The organism is Haladaptatus marinus (assembly GCF_051194195.1).
The window spans coordinates 1,282,615-1,298,958 of record NZ_JBLZNK010000003.1 but is presented as its reverse complement, the minus strand read 5'-3'; the positions used below and the strand labels follow the sequence as shown (position 1 = coordinate 1,298,958).

Sequence of the window (16,344 nt, the reverse complement as noted above, 5' to 3'; positions counted from 1 at the left end):
GATTATGACCGACGAGCGAAAGCGACCGCTGGCCCTCTCGGCCTACGAACGGTTAGCCGACAGCTATGCCGAACGCGCGCCGACGAAACCGTTCAACGCCGACCTCGAACGCCCGACGACGCAGGGACTGCTTCCAGATATTTCGGGAATGGAGGTGCTGGATGCCGGGTGCGGGCCGGGAATCACGACTGAACATCTGCTGGACGAAGGTGCGGACGTGACTGGAATCGATGCAAGTCCATCGATGCTTTCTCACGCCCGTGAGCGTGCGCCGGACGCCGAACTTCTACGCTGTGACTTCGGCCAGGAACTTCCCTTCGAATCGAACCGCTTCGACCTCGTGTACAGCTCACTCGCGTTCGATTACGTTGAAGATTGGGACTCGCTTTTTTCGGAATTGGCGTGCATCCTTCGTCCTGCTGGGCTTGTCGTCTTCTCATCCGGGCACCCCATCGCGGACTTCTTCCATTTCGACCCGAAAAACTACTTCGAGACCGAAGTCATGAGCGCCGTCTGGGAGGGTTTCGGCGATCCTGTCGAAGTTCCGACGTACCGACGACCGCTTGCAGCGATCCTGAATCCGATCCTCAGTTCGGGGTTTCGACTTGACCGTATCGAGGAAACCAGACCGACCGAGACGTTTCGGGAAAAAGATCCGGATACGTTCGAGCGCGTGTCACGGGAGCCCACGTTTCTGTCGATTCGCGCCGTGATGACAGCAGACTGAACCCGTCACGTATTTGCGTCCCCCGTCCTGAAGCACAGATGAATGGAGTACCTGATGGCCCGCAGGACGCTCGTCGAAGACCGGTTGGAGGAAGTCGTCGAGCGGGTCGAGCCACGCGAACTGTCGGAGCGATTGGCACATACGGCGCTTTCGGGGGGAAAGCGTGTTCGACCGACGGTGGCCATGTTGGTTTGCGAAGCGGCTGGCGGCGATGCGAAGGACGCGGTGGATTTTGGGGTCGGCATCGAACTCGTCCACGACGCGTCGCTGGTGGTGGATGATATCATCGATCGCTCGGACGTGCGCCGAGGGACGCCGAGCGCGTGGGCGGAGTACGGATACGGTTCGGCCATCATCGCCAGCGACAGTATGCTCGGCGAGGCGTTCGAACTGTTCTCGTCACAGCCCCGTGCGATGGAAGTCGTCGCCGAATCGATGATCGAACTCGGGATGGGCGAGGCGTCGGAACTCGTCGACCTGCCGTCGAATCAGTCGGAGTATATGGAACTCGCACGGCGGAAAACGGGCGCATTGTTCCGTGCCGCCGCCGAACTCGGTGCACTGGCGGCGGGTACCGACTCGGAGACGGTCGATGCGTTCGGCGAATACGCGGAACGAGTCGGTGTCGCGTTCCAGATTCGAGACGACGTGTTGGATGCAACCGCCGACCCCGACGACCTCGGGAAACCGACGGGGCAGGACGAGGAAATCGGCCGCCCCTCTATCGTGCAGGTCACCAACCTCAGCGCGGACGAGGCGAACGAACTTGCTCACAAGCAGTCCGACGCGGCCCTCGCCGCGCTCGACCGCGTCGATGCATCGGAGTCAGCGGCGCTGGACTATCTGCGCGATTTTGCGGAGTTCGTCGTTACGCGCGAACACTGATTTCGATTTTCGAACGGCGATAACAATTTTCTGGATACATCGCTTTGGGTCGAAAGGCACGATTTCAGCGCTTTTTTGTCCGAAGCAGTTTCGGACTCACAAACTCATTTGTCGTCACTCCCCAACTAATCGATATGAAGAAAATCAGTATCGACGGTGTGAATGCCGATGACCCCGACATCGACCGTCGAAAGTTATCCGAACCGTTAGGAACGACCGACGTTGCGATCAACCACTATCGACTCGCCCCTGGTGAAGAACTTCCCGGTGGACTTCACGCCCATCTGGACCAAGAGGAAGTCTTCGTCGTCCTCGACGGGGAAGCGACCTTCGAGACGATAGACGGCAGGGTTACCGTCGAGAGCGATGAAGCGATCCGATTCGCCCCGGGTGAGTTTCAATCGGGGAAAAACCAATCCGACACCGTGCTCGTGGTGTTGGCGATGGGGGCACCTCGCGATACCGACGATGTGCGGTTTCCCCTCCCCTGCCCCACATGTGGCAACGATGAGATACGGTTCGGGATGACCGATGACGAGCTCATTTTCGTCTGTCCGGAGTGCGATGCCGAACATGTTCCGCAACCGTGTCCCGGCTGTGACCACGACGACATGCGTGTCACGCTTGGAGGGGGAGACGGGACGATCGTCGTCTGTCAGGGCTGTGGTGCTGAATTCGGTACGCCACCGCTTCGGTAAGCTTCGATGAGTGCTCAAGATTCACCCTCCGACGACACGCTTATCCGGCGGAATCGAATATAAACCGATACGCGTGGCTATCACGGACAAAATCTACGTCAAAAACCATCGCCAAATCTCCTCGCAGTTGGAGACGAACATCCCGAAAGGGGCGTTCAAGGGTGCGACATTGGACATCTTGTTTCAGGGTGACGGAATGCAAAAGCTGGACGGCGCGACGCGGGACAGAGTTCTCGATTTCGCCGAGGATTTTCTCGACTGCGACTGTCAGAGCAATCCCTACTGTGGCTGTCCGGAGCGGAAGTTCATGCGCTACCTGCTCGAACTGCGGGAGGGCGGTCTCGGCCCGGACGCCATCGTTGACGTGATGAGCGACGACTACATGGTGTACGCCTACTCGGGCGATATTCTGTCCTTTTTGGACAACTCGGTGCGGACGCTCGAAGCCGTCGAGGAACTCGCCAACGTCGAAAACGACCGCGAGGCGGAAGAGCAGGCACGACGCAAGAAACGCTCGTTGTCGGGGTAGCCGCTTTTTAACGATACTATCGATTCAGCCCAGCCGGAACGGTTCGTCGTTCTCCAGTTCGTCGTCCAACTCTTCCAGATGGATGACTTCTTCTTCCGTGTCGTCGTCCACTTTCGTTTGGAGGTGACGGACGTACTGCTTGTGTTCTTGGAGTTGGTCACGGAGATGTTCGGCCTCCAGTTCGAGTCGTTCGTGCTCACGAACGAAGCTCTTCGGTACCTCGATTTTCGGTGGGAACGAGGTGTCGTCGGTCTCCCCTATCCGATTCTCGGGAACCACTTGCACCTTCCCGTCGTGGGCGACCAGCATATCCACGTAATCGCGGAACACCGCCGACAGCGAGATGTCGCGTTTCTCCGCAATCTCCCGCAAGGTCTCGAAGGCGTCCTCGTTGACACGGAAGGAGATCGTCTTGTTTTTGTTGCCCATTGTTGTGTACATTAGCACCCTGACAGTACTTAAGGTTTCGTCAGACGGGAGATTGTCACCACTATTTAAATGACACCGCACACGGTGGTGTGGTTTATACCGACCCTAGCAACAATATGTGTGTCAATGTCTACCGAAAATGAGTCAAAATGGATCGTGGATACCGAACCGACCGTTCGAGATATCGACGATATCGAACTCAACGAGTTCGACGCCCGACCGGTTGCCAAGTTCGTTTTCGCATTCGCCGTCGGTGCGTTCTTCTTTCTCCTTCCGATTCCGTGGGACGGACAGATAACCGTCCCGTTCGATGTGGCTGTGAGCTATCTCACCGACACTTTCCCCACTGCTGTGGGCATCTACTCTCTCCTTATCATCATTGCTGGCGGGATACTCACCACGATGGCACAGTTCGACGTTCGACGCCTCGGTTCACTCGACCTCACGTCCTACGAGAGTTCGCTCGTCTTTTGGTTTCTTCGCATTGTTGGTGCGGTTCTCGCACCAGTCATGTTCTTCAAACTCGGCCCGGAGTGGCTTCACACCGCCGGAACCGGCGGGTTCATGTGGGAAACACTCGTGTACAGCGTCGGTGTCATCATCCCCATCGGGGCAATCTTCATTACCATCTTTGTCGAACTCGGTGGCTTGGAGTTCGTTGGAACGTTGTCTCGCCCGCTGATGCGACCCCTTTTCCGGGTTCCCGGACGGGCCGCCCTCGACAGTTTAGCCTCGTGGGTCGGTTCGTACAGCGTCGGGCTATACGTCACCCGGAACGTCTTCGAGCGCGGCGGATACGACAAACGGGACGTGTTCACGATAGCGACGTGTTTTTCGACGGTGAGCATCGGATTCGTCGGCGTCGTCGCCGACACGCTCGGCTTGCTTTCGCTCTTTCCGGTCATTTTCTTCGCGTACTTCGTCTGCGTCGTGCTCTGTGCCATCATTCTCGTCCGGATTCCCCCTATCAGCACCATGCCGAGCGAGTACATCGCCGAACCCGACCCCGAAATGCCGTTTCACGGTTCGGTAACGGAGTACGCCAGATTTGCCGTCAGTGAAGCGGTCGGCAAAGCGGAGAAGGGAGAGACGATTTTTGAGGCCGCAAAACGCGGCTTCGTCGATGGATTGAAACTGACGAGTCTTATCCTCGGAACGATTCTCGCAGTTGGCCTCGCGGCCGTCCTGCTGTCGGCATACACGCCGACATTCGAGATACTCGGTTCGCCGCTCGTTCCCCTGATTTCGTTGCTCGGGATTCCCAACGCTGAGGTCGTCGCACCTGCCACTATCGTCGGTATCACGGAGATGTACGTTCCGGTTCTCATCGCGAAAGACGCCGCCCCGATGGCGAAGTTCTTCGTCGCCGTCCTCGCCGTCTCGCAACTCATCTTCTTCTCCAGCGTCGGCCCGATGATCATGGATATGTTCAGTGACGTTCCGATTCGCTTCCGCGACCTCGTTTTCCTCTTCGCGCTTCGGACGGCCATCCTCGTCCCGCTCGTTGCCGGGATGACTCATCTCGTCGCTGCACTCGGTTTGCTTTAGTAGAATTCGACGATTCCGTCGACCAATTTGTTCTCTGCGCGTCGAAGATGCTCTTCGAGCGTCCGGCGTTCGATTCCCATCTCGTCGGCGATTTCGGTCGTCGTCGTTTCGCGCGGAATCCGATAATACCCCATCTCGTGCGCGACGACGAGCGCCTCTTGCTGACGCGGTGAGAGCTCCGCAATCGCCGTTTCGGGTGTCAGTAGCGGTCTGTCACCGGGTACGGAAGCGATTTCGCGCTTCGATTCGACGGTTACGGGAAATTCGTCCACCAAATCCCGGTACAGTTCGGTTAGGTTGCTCGAATCGAGTGCGAGCACTCGGCACCACTTTTCACCGTTCGCGTATCGGAGAGGAGGCACCAACAGACAGTTGTGTCGGGCGAGGTACGGTTCGATGGTATCCGTCTCGCGGTCTTTCAAGCACGTTTCGGTCATCGCCAGTCGCTCGTCCCCTTCGACCAGCAGTTCCTGTACGCCGACGATTTCTTCGAGGTATCCTAATCCCTCCGCTCCCGTCGTCCCGCTGACGTGGAGGAGGTCGCAGTGGTCGTTACACCACAGTTCGATGGTCGTCTCGGTTCCGTAGGTCGCTTTCGCACACGCACTGGGTTGCTCGATTCGCAGTACGACCTCGTACATCGTGCGTGATTTCGCCGCCAAGTACTTAAACAACCCTCCATGCGCAGGGCCTGAGGTATTTGCAGTTCGCGCGCATATGACAGACAATGAGTGAGCAGACTGAAACGAACGAACGAGCCGAAACACAGGGTGTGGGTGAACCGAGTACCCAGTGGCGCGAATATCAGGGCGCGTCGACCGGAACGGACATCGAATGCAAGGGGTGGCGACAAGAAGCGGCCCTTCGGATGCTGAACAACAACCTCGACCCGGATGTCGGCGAAAACCCCGAAGACCTCGTGGTCTATGGTGGAACCGGCCGGGCGGCCCGTAGTTGGGATGCTTACGACGCCATCTTGGCCGAATTGCGCGAACTGGACGACGACGAAACGCTGCTGGTTCAGTCCGGCAAACCCGTAGGACGGTTCACCACGCACGAACGCGCTCCGCGAGTACTCATCGCCAACTCGAATCTCGTCGGGAAATGGGACGACTGGGAGCATTTCCACGAACTCGAAGCGAAAGGCCTCATCATGTACGGCCAGATGACCGCCGGGTCGTGGGCGTACATCGGCACGCAGGGTATCATTCAGGGAACCTACGAAACACTGGCCGCGCTCGCGGACGAACACTTTGCGGGCGACCTGCGCGGAAAAATCGTCGCCACGGGTGGGCTCGGCGGGATGGGTGGTGCCCAGCCCCTCTCCGTGACGATGAACCACGGCGTCTGTATCGCAGCGGAAGTCGATGAATCCCGAATCGACCGCCGAATCGAGACGGGCTACTGCATAGAGAAAACCGACGATTTGGACGAGGCCATCGAAAACGCGAAAGCGGCCGCAGAAGCGGGCGAACCGTACTCGGTCGGCGTCCACATCAACGCTGCCGACATGCTCGAGGGCATGCTCGACCGCGATTTCGTCCCGGACGTCATCACCGACCAAACGAGCGCCCACGACGAACTGGAGGGCTACTACCCCTCGGGATACACCGTCGAGGAAGCTAACCAACTCCGCGATGAGAATCCGGAAAACTACGTCGAGGAGAGTCTGGACACCATGGCCCGCCACGTGCAGGGTATCCTCGACATCCAGGACACGGGCGCAATCGCCTTCGAGTACGGCAACAACATCCGCGGACAGGTGAAAGACCACCGGGAGATGGAACACGCTTTCGACTTCCCCGGATTCGTTCCAGCGTATATTCGCCCCTTGTTCTGTCAAGGAAAAGGGCCGTTCCGCTGGGCCGCGCTTTCCGGAAATTCGGACGATATTCACCGAACCGACGAGGCAGTCGTCGAACTGTTCCCCGAGAAGGAACAACTCCATCGCTGGATAGACCTCGCACAGGAGCAGGTCGAATTTCAGGGGCTCCCGTCCCGAGTATGCTGGCTTGGATACGACACCGACGATGACGGTCTCACGGAGCGCGCCCGGTTCGCCCTCCGAATCAACGAACTCGTTGCGGAGGGAGAAATCGAGGCTCCAGTCGTCGTCACCCGTGACCACCTCGATGCGGGGTCGGTCGCCAGTCCGAACCGCGAGACGGAGGCCATGCGCGACGGTTCGGACGCGATCGCCGACTGGCCGATTCTCAACGCCCTGCTCAACTGCGCGGCAGGTGCGGATATCGTCTCCGTCCACGACGGCGGCGGCGTCGGCATCGGCAACGCGCTTCACACGAACAACCACGTCGTCCTTGACGGGTCCGACCTCGCGGCGGAAAAGGCCCGCCGCGTCTTTACCACCGACCCCGGCATGGGCGTGATTCGGCACGCCGATGCGGGCTATGACGTGGCGCTCGAACAGGCAGACAAATCCAACGTTCGGATTCCGATGCGTGATAGCGAATGAGCGAGCTCATACACACGTTCCACTGGGAAGGAACTTCGTCCGACCCGAACGACGAACAGTTCGGTGACGTAGTCGAATCCGCAACGATTGACACAGCCGATGAGTTCGACGCCGTCCTCGTCGGTGAACCCTACGATGGCGCGGTTATCGGCAGAAAAGGCGCAAGCGAAGGGCCGTCCGCGCTCCGTGAGGTACTCGCCGGTCTCAAAACACATCATTTCGACGCCGGGCCCATCGAATCGCTCGGCGATCTCGGCGACGTAGTCAATCTCGAAGACGCCGAGTGGGTCGAGGAAGCCCAATCGCTCGCACACACTGCCGCCAGCATGGTTCACGACGAATCTACGTTCCCCGTCTTCCTTGGCGGTGACAATTCGCTCACCTACGCGAACGCCGTTCATCTGCTCTCGGAGGAATCGTCGCTCGGTGTCCTCAACTTCGACGCCCATCTCGACGTGCGCGAGGTTCGGGATTCTCCGACCAGCGGAACACCCTACCGCCAACTGTTCGACTCGGAACTCGGCGGTGGCCTCGACGCCTACGCTTGTGTCGGCGCGCGCCATTTCGAGACGAGTACCGACTACGCGGCGTTCGTCCGCGAAGAGGGCGGCGAAATAGTGACCGCGGAAGAAGTCGGCGAGGACTCCGTTTCCGCAATCGACACTGCGCTGAATGCGATGGATGACGTGGACGCACTCTACGTCAGCGTCGATTTGGACGTACTAGACGCCGTCTTTGCACCGGGAGTTAGCGCCCCTACACCGGGCGGAATCTCCCCCCGGGAACTGTTCAGAATGCTGCGGCTCGCTGCAAGTGACGACAGAGTCGCTGGCTTCGAGGTCGTCGAGTGTGCGCCGTCGTTGGACGAGAACGGACTGACCGCGAAGGCGGGTGCACGGGCAATCGCGCATTTTCTTTCCACGCTTGGAGGTGACAAATGAGCGTCCACAACTCCGATCTCACGGCTGTCGTCCACGACGCGAACGAAATCGTCACCATCGAAGAGGACGGATCGCTCGGTATCTACGAGGATGCCGCAATCGCCGTGGTCGATGGCAAAATCGAACGAATCGGCGCGACCGGTCCCGTAACCCGCGAATTTTCGCCCGAGGATGCGACCCACGCAATCGACGCCAGCGGCAAGGCCGTGGTTCCCGGGTTCATCGACCCGCACACCCATGCGCTGTTCGCGGGCGACCGCTCCGACGAGTTCGAAGCGAAACTACAGGGGAAGACATATCAGGAGATTCTCGCGGACGGCGGCGGTATCCTCCGTACCGTCCGCGCAGTGCGAGACGCAAGCGACGAGGAACTGCTGTCGAACCTGCTCTCGCACCTCGACACGATGCTCGCTCACGGAACGACCACCGTCGAAGTCAAATCCGGCTACGGACTCGACACCGAAACCGAACTCCGGATGCTGGACGTTATCAACCGCGCAGACGACCAGCACGCAGTCAATGTAGTTCCGACGTTCATGGGCGCACACGCCATTCCCGAAGGTCGAGACGCGGACGACTACGTGGACGAAGTCATCGAGAAACAGATTCCTGCGATCGCGGAACAGGGCATCGCGCAGTTCTGCGACGTGTTCTGTGAGGAAGGCGTCTTTTCGGTCGAACAGTCCCGGCGCGTGCTGGAGGCAGGCGAAGAATACGGCTTGACGCCGAAAGTCCACGCCGAGGAACTCGCCCACATCGGTGGAACACAACTCGCCGCGGAACTCGGCGCGACAAGCGCCGATCATCTGCTTCACGCGACGCAGGGGGACATCGATGTAGTCGTCGAATCAGGCGTCGTCCCCGTTCTATTGCCGGGAACCGCATTCGGTCTCGGTGCCGAGTTCGCCGACGCTCGGGCGTTCTTGGATGCGGGTGCCCCCGTCGCCATCGCGACGGATTTCAACCCGAACTGTTACTCACAGAGCATGGGCTTTGCCACGTCCCTGTCCTGCGTCGAGATGGGTATGACACCCGCGGAATCACTGGTTGCCGGGACGAAACACGCCGGAATGGCGCTCGACATGCCGGATGGTTCGGGAACCCTTCAGCCCGGGACACCGGGCGATATTGCCGTTCTCGACGCACCGAGCTACGTCCACGTCCCGTACAACTTCGGCGTGAACGCGGTGGAGACGGTGTTGAAAGACGGCAAGGTGGTACATCGTGCGTGAAAACAAAATCGTCGGTTGTGGGGGTAAGAACAGTCCGCTGTCGGTTCGTTTGTCTGTCGCTGATGCTTCGTCAGTCGATTTGCCGTTGGCAATTGCCGACTCCAAACGACCGCAACCGCACCGCCTCAGCCATACCCTCCCCACCCGACTCCTTCACTCACTTCGTTCGTTCAGTCGTCCCTCGCGCGGGCATACCCGCAGGGTGTGCCTTCGCGCGCCATCGCGGTTGGCCGACCAGCTAAAATACGCCCACACCAGTCGGGCACCGGAAATCGCGCAAACTCGTCCGGGCCACTCCTGGCGGATTGAAAGGGCAAGTGGTGCGAGGCGCTCCGCGCCTCGATTGCGAACGGCGGACGCCGTGAGCAGGGTAGGCGAAGTACGACCCCGTAAGCACCGCAGGGCAGGCGCTAAGCGCCTAATCGAGGAGCGCAGCGTGGGGCGCACGAGCATAGCCCGTGAGGGCTTTCGTGGCTACGATCACCGAAACAGTTCCAACTCCTCAACGACCGACAACCATTCTACTACCAAGGTGAATTCTCTATGACCGAAATCAGCGTAGACGGCGAATCGCTCACACCGAAGGACGTAGAACGAGTCGCACGTGACGACGCGACCGTTTTCGTCCCCGAAGACGCCCGAGAACGTGTCAGAAACGCCCGAAAACGCGTCGAACAGGTGGTCGAAAGCGGCGAGGCCGTGTACGGTGTCAACACCGGATTCGGCGAACTCGTGGACGAGCGAATCCCGCCGGAAGACATCGAAACGCTCCAAACCAACCTCGTTCGAAGTCATGCCGCCGGAGCGGGCAGGGAACTGACTCGCGAGGAAGTCCGCGCGATGATGCTTGGCCGAATCAACGCGCTGGTCAAAGGCTATTCCGGAATCCGCGAACTCGTCATCGACCAACTCGTGACGATGCTGAACGAGGATGTCCATCCCGTCGTCAAGTCTCGCGGTAGCCTCGGCGCGAGCGGCGACCTCGCACCCCTCGCACACCTCGCGTTGGTGCTGATGGGTGAGGGAACTGCCACCGTCGATGAAACGAAAATGGACGGCGTGGACGCCCTCGAAACCGCCGGACTCGAACCGGTGACGCTCGCGGCGAAGGAAGGATTGGCGCTTATCAACGGCACCCAACTCTCCGTCGGACTCGCGGCCCTCGCGGTTCGAGACGCGGAACGGGCGATTCGGGCGGCGGACGTTGCTGGGGCACTGACGACCGAAGTGACGATGGGAACTACCGCCTCCGCAGACTCCGTTATCGCTAACATTCGCCCACACAAAGGTCACGCGAAGAGTGCGCAAAACGTCAAGCGACTCACGGAAAACTCTGAAATCGTCGAATCGCATCGCAACTGCGACCGAGTGCAGGACGCCTATTCGCTTCGCTGTCTGCCCCAGGTTCACGGCGCGGTTCGGGACGCAGTCGCCCATCTCCGCGAAGCGGTCGAAATCGAACTCAACAGTGCGACGGACAACCCGCTCATCTTCCCCGCCGACTCGGTGAACAGCAGAGCCAGCGGTGCGGGTGATGCCGCGGTTCTTTCGGGCGGAAACTTCCACGGCGACCCACTCGCGCTCCCGCTCGATTATCTGACGAACGCCATCACGGAACTCGCCGCCATCTCCGAGCGTCGGGTCGACCGCATGCTCAACCCGAACATTCAGGAACCGCATCTCCCACCGTTCCTCACCGAACACAGCGGTCTGCGATCCGGATACATGATCGCGCAGTACACCGCCGCGGCACTGCTGAACGAAAACCGTTCGATTGGTCGCGCTTCGATGGATAACACCCCTGTCAGCGGCAACCAGGAGGACCACGTGAGCATGAGTGCCCAGAGCGCGTACAACGCCCGTCGGGCGGTCGAAAACACCCTCGCTATCGTCGGTATCGAACTCGCCTGTGGTGCGCAGGCCAGCGAATTCGTTTCCGACGACCTCTCGCACGGTGTCGGCACTGGTGCAGCATACGATGCAGTTCGTGAGGTCATCCCGCCGTTGACCGACGACCGGCCGATTCACGAGGATATTTCCGCCGCCGAAACGCTCGTTTGGTCCGGTCTCCTCGAAGAACGCGTCGAAGACGCACTGGACGAATCGTTGGATTAGTCGGACTTTATTTTCCGTGAGCCGGTTCCCATTCGCGGCGTTCCCGTTCTGTCGAGTGCCCACACGCCATGGTTGTCGCACTCGAAGACGCGGCGGAAGATGCGCCTCGATTCCGTCCCGCAGTCGGGGCAGGGGTTGGCGGGTGCTTCGGCGGACGTGTCCGCTGCCATCGCGTCGTACACATCCTGCCAACCGCTGCTCGGTGATGTTCGTTCGTCAGGCATGTTCTTCCCGTGAGCTTCTCGTGTTCGCTAGTGCCGACTACCATACCGTTCGGTAGACGGTACCCTATTCGACAAACTCGTCGTCCGACTACGCCCGAAAGAGATGTGGCGTCTCGCTACTGTAGCGGCGTTTCGCTTTCCCCGTCTGCTTCGTCGCTTACACCGCCATCACTCAGTTCTTCGCTCGTTCCATCGCTTGACTCTCCGCCCGTGTCGAGGCTTTCGAGCGCTCGGATGGCGGCATCTCGGTACGAACCGATTGGTTGGTCGTACTGCTCTTTCGCCATGGCCGCGTAGCGATTCGAGTCGTCGTCGAACGTCGCGATGCGTTCGAGCGTCCGTTCGGCGGTTTCGACCACCCAACGGTCGCGCGTCGCTTCGTTGACGACGGTGATGGATTCGGGGCGGAGCGAGACGTTTACGGTTCCGTCGTCCATTTCGTAGGTTCGCGGTTTTCCGGCGATGGCGACGTACTTCGGAGCTTCGAGCTCGCGGAGCATGGCCGCCGCGTCGGGTTGATACTGTCCGGCATAGACGAAGAACGTGTCGCCGTTCGGGTCAACCACCCGGCCACGCCAGTATTCGCTATCCTCGCCAACGTCTTCCTTTTCGGTCAGCGTTCCGACGATGAAAACGCGGTTCGCTCGCTCGCCCGTGGGGAGGAGCAAGTAGACCGGTGCGCGCTCGTCATCCGACTCCTTGAACGTGTAACTCGCGTCGTTGAACTCCGCCGCGAAAGTCCTTCGTGCGACTTCTCTGGTAGGTGCTCCACTCATGTTACATCGACCTCGCTTTGATAAGCGCCGCTTCCGCATCCACCGGCCCGGACAACTGTTCGACATCGTTTGCGAGAACGTACCGACCCATGGTCGGGCCCGCCACGCGGTAGTAGTAGCCGAGCGTCTTTTCGCGCATTTCGTCAGCCACGACGGTGGTGTCGAGTGCGTCCATCGCCATCTGCTTGGCTTCGTCCAGTTCGATGCCGGTCAGGTTCTCGGTCGCTTCCTGATTGAAGATGACTTCGTGAACGTCCATTCCGTCGTCCACGACCCCCTTGATTCGGAGGTCGAACTCGCCGTCCTGCTCGCCGTGTTCCGAACAGCGGCCGTTTTGCAGGACGCGCGTGCAGTCTTTTTTCGGACAGCGCTTGATGAGGCCACTGCCGGACTGAATGTCGATCAGTGCGCCTTCGACTTCGGTCGCGTTGTCGCCGACTTCGAGGTCGGTGTCGAGTTCTTCGACGGTCGTCGTGCGGTTGAGTTTCACCGAGTATCGACCCTGATACTCGTCGGTGACGACGTTGCCGAGTCGGTAGACGGTGCCTTCTTCGAGTTCGGGCAGGTCGGATTTGGCCCACTTGGTGAACTTGATCGTGCCTGTCTCGTCGCCGAGGAGGCCGACTTGGCCGACCGAATCGCTTCGCGGTTCCCAGAGGTCGACGACCTTGGCCGTGAGGTTTACCCACTGCTCGTCGGTTTCGATGTCGTCGACCTGTACGTCGCTGGTGCCGCCGGTTCGGATATCGTCGCGTTCGAGTCCAGCCTCGTCCAGATAATGGCTGGTGACGCTTCGTCGTGCCTCTTCCATCGGCACTTTGTACTCGTTGACGAGGCTGTCGAGACGCGAGGCTACGTCGTCTACGGATACGTCGAGATGGTCGGAGAACTGTTCGTGTATTTCCTCTGCGTGCTGTCGCACATCGGTCATGGTTGCTCCGTCTCCACTTCGTTTTCTATGGGAGACGTATCGGTGTTGGTGCGCGATGGTATAAAAGGTTACGCGAGGTGAGCGGAAGTGAAAACTGCTGTTGGGGGCTGTTTCGGGCCTGTATACGGGTAGTGAATGCTATGGAACCTATGGAACGATTCATCGGTGAAATGGCTCCGACCGGGGAAACCTTTCATTCCCTCACCACCAACGTGACGTATGGACGACCGTCTCGAACGCTTCCTCCGTATCAAGCTCAGGGAAGTGGGCAAAAAATATGCGGAAACTCGGGAGTCGGCAAACCAACAGATGGAGGAAGCGAAGGAAGCCTATCGAAACGCCCAGGATACAGTGCTCGCGGATCTGCCGCAGGACAAACACGGTCGAGCGAAAATCGTTTGTCGCCGACACGTCGAACGTCGGGCGGTGGGACTCGACAAGGAGGGCCGTCCAGCGTGCTTCGACGCGGAACATCCCGCCTGTGAGGGCTGTGTAGAGGATATTCGCAAGCGAGCAATTGAGACGTGGTGACCGTGAAACGAATGGCTGTTCGTTGACTGTTCTCTTTGCAATCAAAATCGAGCGGCTGTTCACTATCGTCGTCGTTGCTCTCGGCCAAATGGCTATTAAACATACATTTGTGATAAGTGTTATGTGTGTGTATTGTCTAAATTTCCATATCCAAATTTCGATAGACGGAGGCTCTCTAAAGCATACGAAATCCGAAAAATGGTTCGGTCTCGGGAACTTCTTTCAAATAAAGAACACAATTTATTATCTCTGCCAGCATACAGAATAGTCGGGGAAAGTAACAATGAGCATGAAAACAGAGAGCAGTGCTGAAATGGTGGCTGGCACTGAAAAATCATCGTGGCGAGCTTCAATGGGAGCGGGAGCAATCATCGCAGTAATCGGCCTTCTTGCCATTCTATCACCGTTCGTGGCTGGAGTGTCGTTATCGATTCTGCTCGGTGCACTACTGGTGGTCGGGGCGCTCGTTCACGTCGCACGTGCCTTTTCGGGCGGGTGGAAGCGGTTCTTCGTCCAGGGACTGCTCGCGGTCGTGTACGCCATCGCCGGTATCGCACTGCTGTCGAACCCAGTCATCGGACTGACGACGCTGACCATCCTGCTGGTGGCGTTCCTGTTCGTGGAAGGTATCCTCGAAATCGTCATGGGATTCCAAGCCCGCGGTGAGAAAGGCTGGAGCGCACTCGTCGTGAGCGGCGTTCTCGCGCTGGTCATCGCCGGACTCATCTGGGCTGGATTCCCGTCCAGCGCGCTATGGGCGGTTGGACTCCTCTTCGGAGTGAACCTGCTCGTCAGCGGCGTCTCGATGATGTTCATGGCACAGGGGAGCAAGAACGCGGCCCGCGAATCTGCCCGGTCGGAAACCGAAGCGCGCGGCGCGTGAACTGACTACCGTTTTTTGTACTCCACCGTCGGTTAGCGATGGCCGAGATTTCGCTAACCGATAGCCGATAGACCGATTTTTGACATCGCCAATCGTTGCCTACTGCATGACCCGCCCGCTCGTTGCCCTCATCATGGCCGGTGGAACCGGGACGCGATTGTATCCCGCGAGCCGCAGCGACCGCCCCAAGCAGTTTCTCTCGCTCCTCGGAGAGAACTCCCTGCTCGCCCAAACCGTCGAACGCGCCGGTTTCGCCGACGAAATATTCGTCTGCACCGGGGAGGAACATGCCGACCTCGTCCGAGAATACGTTCCCGAGATCGGCGTGCTGGTCGAACCTAACCCGAAAGATACCGGCCCGGCGCTCACCTACGCCACCCACCGAATCCGCGACCAGGTCGGTGACTGTGTCCTCCTCTGCCTGCCGAGCGATCACCACATCGCGGGTGATTTCGAGGCGACTGCCCGTCGCGCTGTGAGGGTTGCAGTGGAAACCGAGGGGGTTGTAACCGTCGGAATCGAACCCACCCGTCCCGCAACCGGATACGGATACATCGAACCCGGAACCGTCCACGAAGGGTACTTCGACGTTTTACAGTTTCGCGAAAAACCCGACGCTGAAACAGCAGAGCGGTTCGTAAAGGATGGCTTCTACTGGAACGCCGGACTGTTCGCATGGACGCCCGATGCGTTTCTGCAAGAGGCCCGCGATTCCCCGCTCGAACCGCTCGTCACGGCGCTCGAAGAAGGCAACACCGAACGCGGATTCGACGCGGTCGAATCCGTGAGCGTCGATTACGCAGTGATGGAGAGAACTGACGAGGCATACGTCGTCCCCGCCGATTTCGAGTGGGACGATTTGGGTTCGTGGGACGCCTTGGAACGACTCGTTTCCGGCGAAAACACCGTTCTCGGCGATGCGTTGACGATCGATGCGACCGGAAACGTCGTCGCCAGCGACAAACACGTCAGCCTCGTCGGGGTCGATGATTTGGTCGTCGTCTCATACGACGACCGCGTCCTCGTCGTTCCGAAGTCGGACGCCCAGCGCGTGCGTGACGTGGTTGCACGATTGCGCGAGGAAGACGCATTCTGACTAATTCTGAATAGCCACTACCTTTCTTACATTCGCCACCGTACCCCGAACGCTATGACCGACACACCAGCCATCCAGTCGGTCGAAACGGAAGACGAATACATTCACGTCCGATTCCGCGACCCCGACGAATTCGATGCGATTCGGACGCCCGACTGGGCCGCGAACGCCGCCCAAGATGTTTCGGACGGTGCAGAAGTTCGCACGGGTAAACGGAAGGGTACCGACGACTGGGAGGTTCAGAGCGTCCTCATCAAGAAAGCCGTTGGGGAGGACAAAGCCCGCGCGCAGGCCGAGGAAATCGTCGAGAAAATAGAATCATAAAG

The 16,344-nt window shown here is 59.3% G+C and carries 18 protein-coding genes; 13 read left to right on the top strand and 5 right to left on the bottom strand.

The window, feature by feature from the left end; genetic code table 11:
• Positions 1-4: 4 nt before the first annotated feature.
• The 4 genes from ACN2TU_RS12970 (at position 5) to ACN2TU_RS12955 (ending at position 2,839) form a co-directional block, all read left to right on the top strand.
• Positions 5-727 carry a class I SAM-dependent methyltransferase gene (locus tag ACN2TU_RS12970; RefSeq protein ID WP_435155841.1) on the top strand — a complete coding sequence of 241 codons (723 nt, stop codon included), beginning with the start codon at positions 5-7 and terminating at the stop codon, positions 725-727.
• 42 nt (positions 728-769) lie between these two features.
• Positions 770-1,612 carry a polyprenyl synthetase family protein gene (locus ACN2TU_RS12965; RefSeq protein ID WP_435155840.1) on the top strand — a complete coding sequence of 281 codons (843 nt, stop codon included), beginning with the start codon at positions 770-772 and terminating at the stop codon, positions 1,610-1,612.
• A gap of 134 nt (positions 1,613-1,746) precedes the next feature.
• Positions 1,747-2,310, top strand: coding sequence for a cupin domain-containing protein (locus tag ACN2TU_RS12960; RefSeq protein WP_435155839.1), 564 nt, complete (start codon positions 1,747-1,749; stop codon positions 2,308-2,310).
• A 73-nt stretch (positions 2,311-2,383) separates the two neighbouring features.
• Entirely contained in the window at positions 2,384-2,839 is a 456-nt protein-coding gene (locus tag ACN2TU_RS12955; protein WP_435155838.1) for a DUF5814 domain-containing protein, read from the top strand.
• A 24-nt stretch (positions 2,840-2,863) separates the two neighbouring features.
• Here the strand turns inward: ACN2TU_RS12955 and ACN2TU_RS12950 are convergent, their stop codons facing one another.
• Positions 2,864-3,268 (bottom strand): DUF8146 domain-containing protein, encoded by a 405-nt coding sequence (locus ACN2TU_RS12950; protein WP_435155837.1) that lies wholly within the window; start codon positions 3,266-3,268, stop codon positions 2,864-2,866.
• Between the two features lie 126 nt (positions 3,269-3,394).
• On the opposite strand from ACN2TU_RS12950, the gene ACN2TU_RS12945 reads away from it, so the two are divergent.
• The gene (locus tag ACN2TU_RS12945) at positions 3,395-4,816 is read left to right on the top strand and encodes a YjiH family protein (RefSeq protein WP_435155836.1); all 1,422 of its coding nucleotides are present in this window, start codon (positions 3,395-3,397) and stop codon (positions 4,814-4,816) included.
• Here the strand turns inward: ACN2TU_RS12945 and ACN2TU_RS12940 are convergent.
• The gene (locus ACN2TU_RS12940; protein WP_435155835.1) at positions 4,813-5,457 is read right to left on the bottom strand and encodes a helix-turn-helix domain-containing protein; all 645 of its coding nucleotides are present in this window, start codon (positions 5,455-5,457) and stop codon (positions 4,813-4,815) included. The two genes, ACN2TU_RS12945 and ACN2TU_RS12940, sit on opposite strands and share 4 nt — an antisense overlap.
• A gap of 86 nt (positions 5,458-5,543) precedes the next feature.
• Here ACN2TU_RS12940 and hutU point away from each other — a divergent pair, with 86 nt between their 5' ends.
• The 4 genes from hutU to hutH all read left to right on the top strand — a co-directional run bounded on the left by hutU (position 5,544) and on the right by hutH (position 11,577).
• A complete protein-coding gene (hutU, locus tag ACN2TU_RS12935) occupies positions 5,544-7,289 on the top strand; it encodes a urocanate hydratase (protein WP_435155834.1) in 1,746 nt (581 codons plus the stop codon).
• On the top strand, positions 7,286-8,230 hold the full coding sequence (gene hutG / locus ACN2TU_RS12930) for a formimidoylglutamase (protein WP_435155832.1): 945 nt from the start codon (positions 7,286-7,288) through the stop codon (positions 8,228-8,230). The genes hutU and hutG overlap by 4 nt, the downstream gene beginning before the upstream one ends.
• Positions 8,227-9,462, top strand: a complete 1,236-nt coding sequence (hutI, locus tag ACN2TU_RS12925) for an imidazolonepropionase (protein ID WP_435155831.1) — start codon at positions 8,227-8,229, stop codon at positions 9,460-9,462. The genes hutG and hutI overlap by 4 nt, the downstream gene beginning before the upstream one ends.
• 543 nt (positions 9,463-10,005) lie before the next feature.
• On the top strand, positions 10,006-11,577 hold the full coding sequence (gene hutH / locus ACN2TU_RS12920) for a histidine ammonia-lyase (RefSeq protein WP_435155830.1): 1,572 nt from the start codon (positions 10,006-10,008) through the stop codon (positions 11,575-11,577).
• Here hutH and ACN2TU_RS12915 read toward each other — a convergent pair.
• From ACN2TU_RS12915 to ACN2TU_RS12905, 3 genes are all read right to left on the bottom strand, one after another.
• Positions 11,574-11,801, bottom strand: coding sequence for a hypothetical protein (locus ACN2TU_RS12915; RefSeq protein WP_435155828.1), 228 nt, complete (start codon positions 11,799-11,801; stop codon positions 11,574-11,576). The two genes, hutH and ACN2TU_RS12915, sit on opposite strands and share 4 nt — an antisense overlap.
• A gap of 116 nt (positions 11,802-11,917) precedes the next feature.
• Positions 11,918-12,577 (bottom strand): RPA family protein, encoded by a 660-nt coding sequence (locus ACN2TU_RS12910; protein ID WP_435155826.1) that lies wholly within the window; start codon positions 12,575-12,577, stop codon positions 11,918-11,920.
• 1 nt (position 12,578) lies between these two features.
• Positions 12,579-13,508, bottom strand: a complete 930-nt coding sequence (locus ACN2TU_RS12905; RefSeq protein WP_435155825.1) for a replication factor A — start codon at positions 13,506-13,508, stop codon at positions 12,579-12,581.
• Between the two features lie 219 nt (positions 13,509-13,727).
• Here ACN2TU_RS12905 and ACN2TU_RS12900 point away from each other — a divergent pair, with 219 nt between their 5' ends.
• The 4 genes from ACN2TU_RS12900 to ACN2TU_RS12885 all read left to right on the top strand — a co-directional run bounded on the left by ACN2TU_RS12900 (position 13,728) and on the right by ACN2TU_RS12885 (position 16,342).
• Positions 13,728-14,039: a DUF7091 family protein gene (locus ACN2TU_RS12900; RefSeq protein WP_435155823.1), complete on the top strand. Its 312-nt coding sequence runs from the start codon at positions 13,728-13,730 to the stop codon at positions 14,037-14,039.
• 352 nt (positions 14,040-14,391) lie between these two features.
• Positions 14,392-14,922, top strand: coding sequence for an HdeD family acid-resistance protein (locus ACN2TU_RS12895; RefSeq protein ID WP_435155822.1), 531 nt, complete (start codon positions 14,392-14,394; stop codon positions 14,920-14,922).
• 106 nt (positions 14,923-15,028) lie between these two features.
• Positions 15,029-16,018 (top strand): mannose-1-phosphate guanylyltransferase, encoded by a 990-nt coding sequence (locus tag ACN2TU_RS12890; RefSeq protein WP_435155821.1) that lies wholly within the window; start codon positions 15,029-15,031, stop codon positions 16,016-16,018.
• Between the two features lie 54 nt (positions 16,019-16,072).
• Positions 16,073-16,342, top strand: coding sequence for a hypothetical protein (locus ACN2TU_RS12885; RefSeq protein WP_435155820.1), 270 nt, complete (start codon positions 16,073-16,075; stop codon positions 16,340-16,342).
• Positions 16,343-16,344 lie beyond the last annotated feature (2 nt).

What these genes read in the sequence shown, in the direction of transcription:
- ACN2TU_RS12905 (WP_435155825.1), bottom strand. Translation starts at nt 13,508, where the DNA reads ATGACCGATGTGCGACAGCACGCAGAGGAAATACACGAACAGTTCTCC.
- ACN2TU_RS12950 (WP_435155837.1), bottom strand. Translation starts at nt 3,268, where the DNA reads ATGGGCAACAAAAACAAGACGATCTCCTTCCGTGTCAACGAGGACGCC.
- hutU (WP_435155834.1), top strand. Translation starts at nt 5,544, where the DNA reads ATGAGTGAGCAGACTGAAACGAACGAACGAGCCGAAACACAGGGTGTG.
- ACN2TU_RS12910 (WP_435155826.1), bottom strand. Translation starts at nt 12,577, where the DNA reads ATGAGTGGAGCACCTACCAGAGAAGTCGCACGAAGGACTTTCGCGGCG.
- ACN2TU_RS12940 (WP_435155835.1), bottom strand. Translation starts at nt 5,457, where the DNA reads ATGTACGAGGTCGTACTGCGAATCGAGCAACCCAGTGCGTGTGCGAAA.
- ACN2TU_RS12890 (WP_435155821.1), top strand. Translation starts at nt 15,029, where the DNA reads ATGACCCGCCCGCTCGTTGCCCTCATCATGGCCGGTGGAACCGGGACG.
- ACN2TU_RS12900 (WP_435155823.1), top strand. Translation starts at nt 13,728, where the DNA reads ATGGACGACCGTCTCGAACGCTTCCTCCGTATCAAGCTCAGGGAAGTG.
- ACN2TU_RS12970 (WP_435155841.1), top strand. Translation starts at nt 5, where the DNA reads ATGACCGACGAGCGAAAGCGACCGCTGGCCCTCTCGGCCTACGAACGG.
- hutG (WP_435155832.1), top strand. Translation starts at nt 7,286, where the DNA reads ATGAGCGAGCTCATACACACGTTCCACTGGGAAGGAACTTCGTCCGAC.
- ACN2TU_RS12915 (WP_435155828.1), bottom strand. Translation starts at nt 11,801, where the DNA reads ATGCCTGACGAACGAACATCACCGAGCAGCGGTTGGCAGGATGTGTAC.
- ACN2TU_RS12885 (WP_435155820.1), top strand. Translation starts at nt 16,073, where the DNA reads ATGACCGACACACCAGCCATCCAGTCGGTCGAAACGGAAGACGAATAC.
- ACN2TU_RS12965 (WP_435155840.1), top strand. Translation starts at nt 770, where the DNA reads ATGGAGTACCTGATGGCCCGCAGGACGCTCGTCGAAGACCGGTTGGAG.
- hutH (WP_435155830.1), top strand. Translation starts at nt 10,006, where the DNA reads ATGACCGAAATCAGCGTAGACGGCGAATCGCTCACACCGAAGGACGTA.
- ACN2TU_RS12960 (WP_435155839.1), top strand. Translation starts at nt 1,747, where the DNA reads ATGAAGAAAATCAGTATCGACGGTGTGAATGCCGATGACCCCGACATC.
- ACN2TU_RS12895 (WP_435155822.1), top strand. Translation starts at nt 14,392, where the DNA reads ATGGGAGCGGGAGCAATCATCGCAGTAATCGGCCTTCTTGCCATTCTA.
- hutI (WP_435155831.1), top strand. Translation starts at nt 8,227, where the DNA reads ATGAGCGTCCACAACTCCGATCTCACGGCTGTCGTCCACGACGCGAAC.
- ACN2TU_RS12945 (WP_435155836.1), top strand. Translation starts at nt 3,395, where the DNA reads ATGTCTACCGAAAATGAGTCAAAATGGATCGTGGATACCGAACCGACC.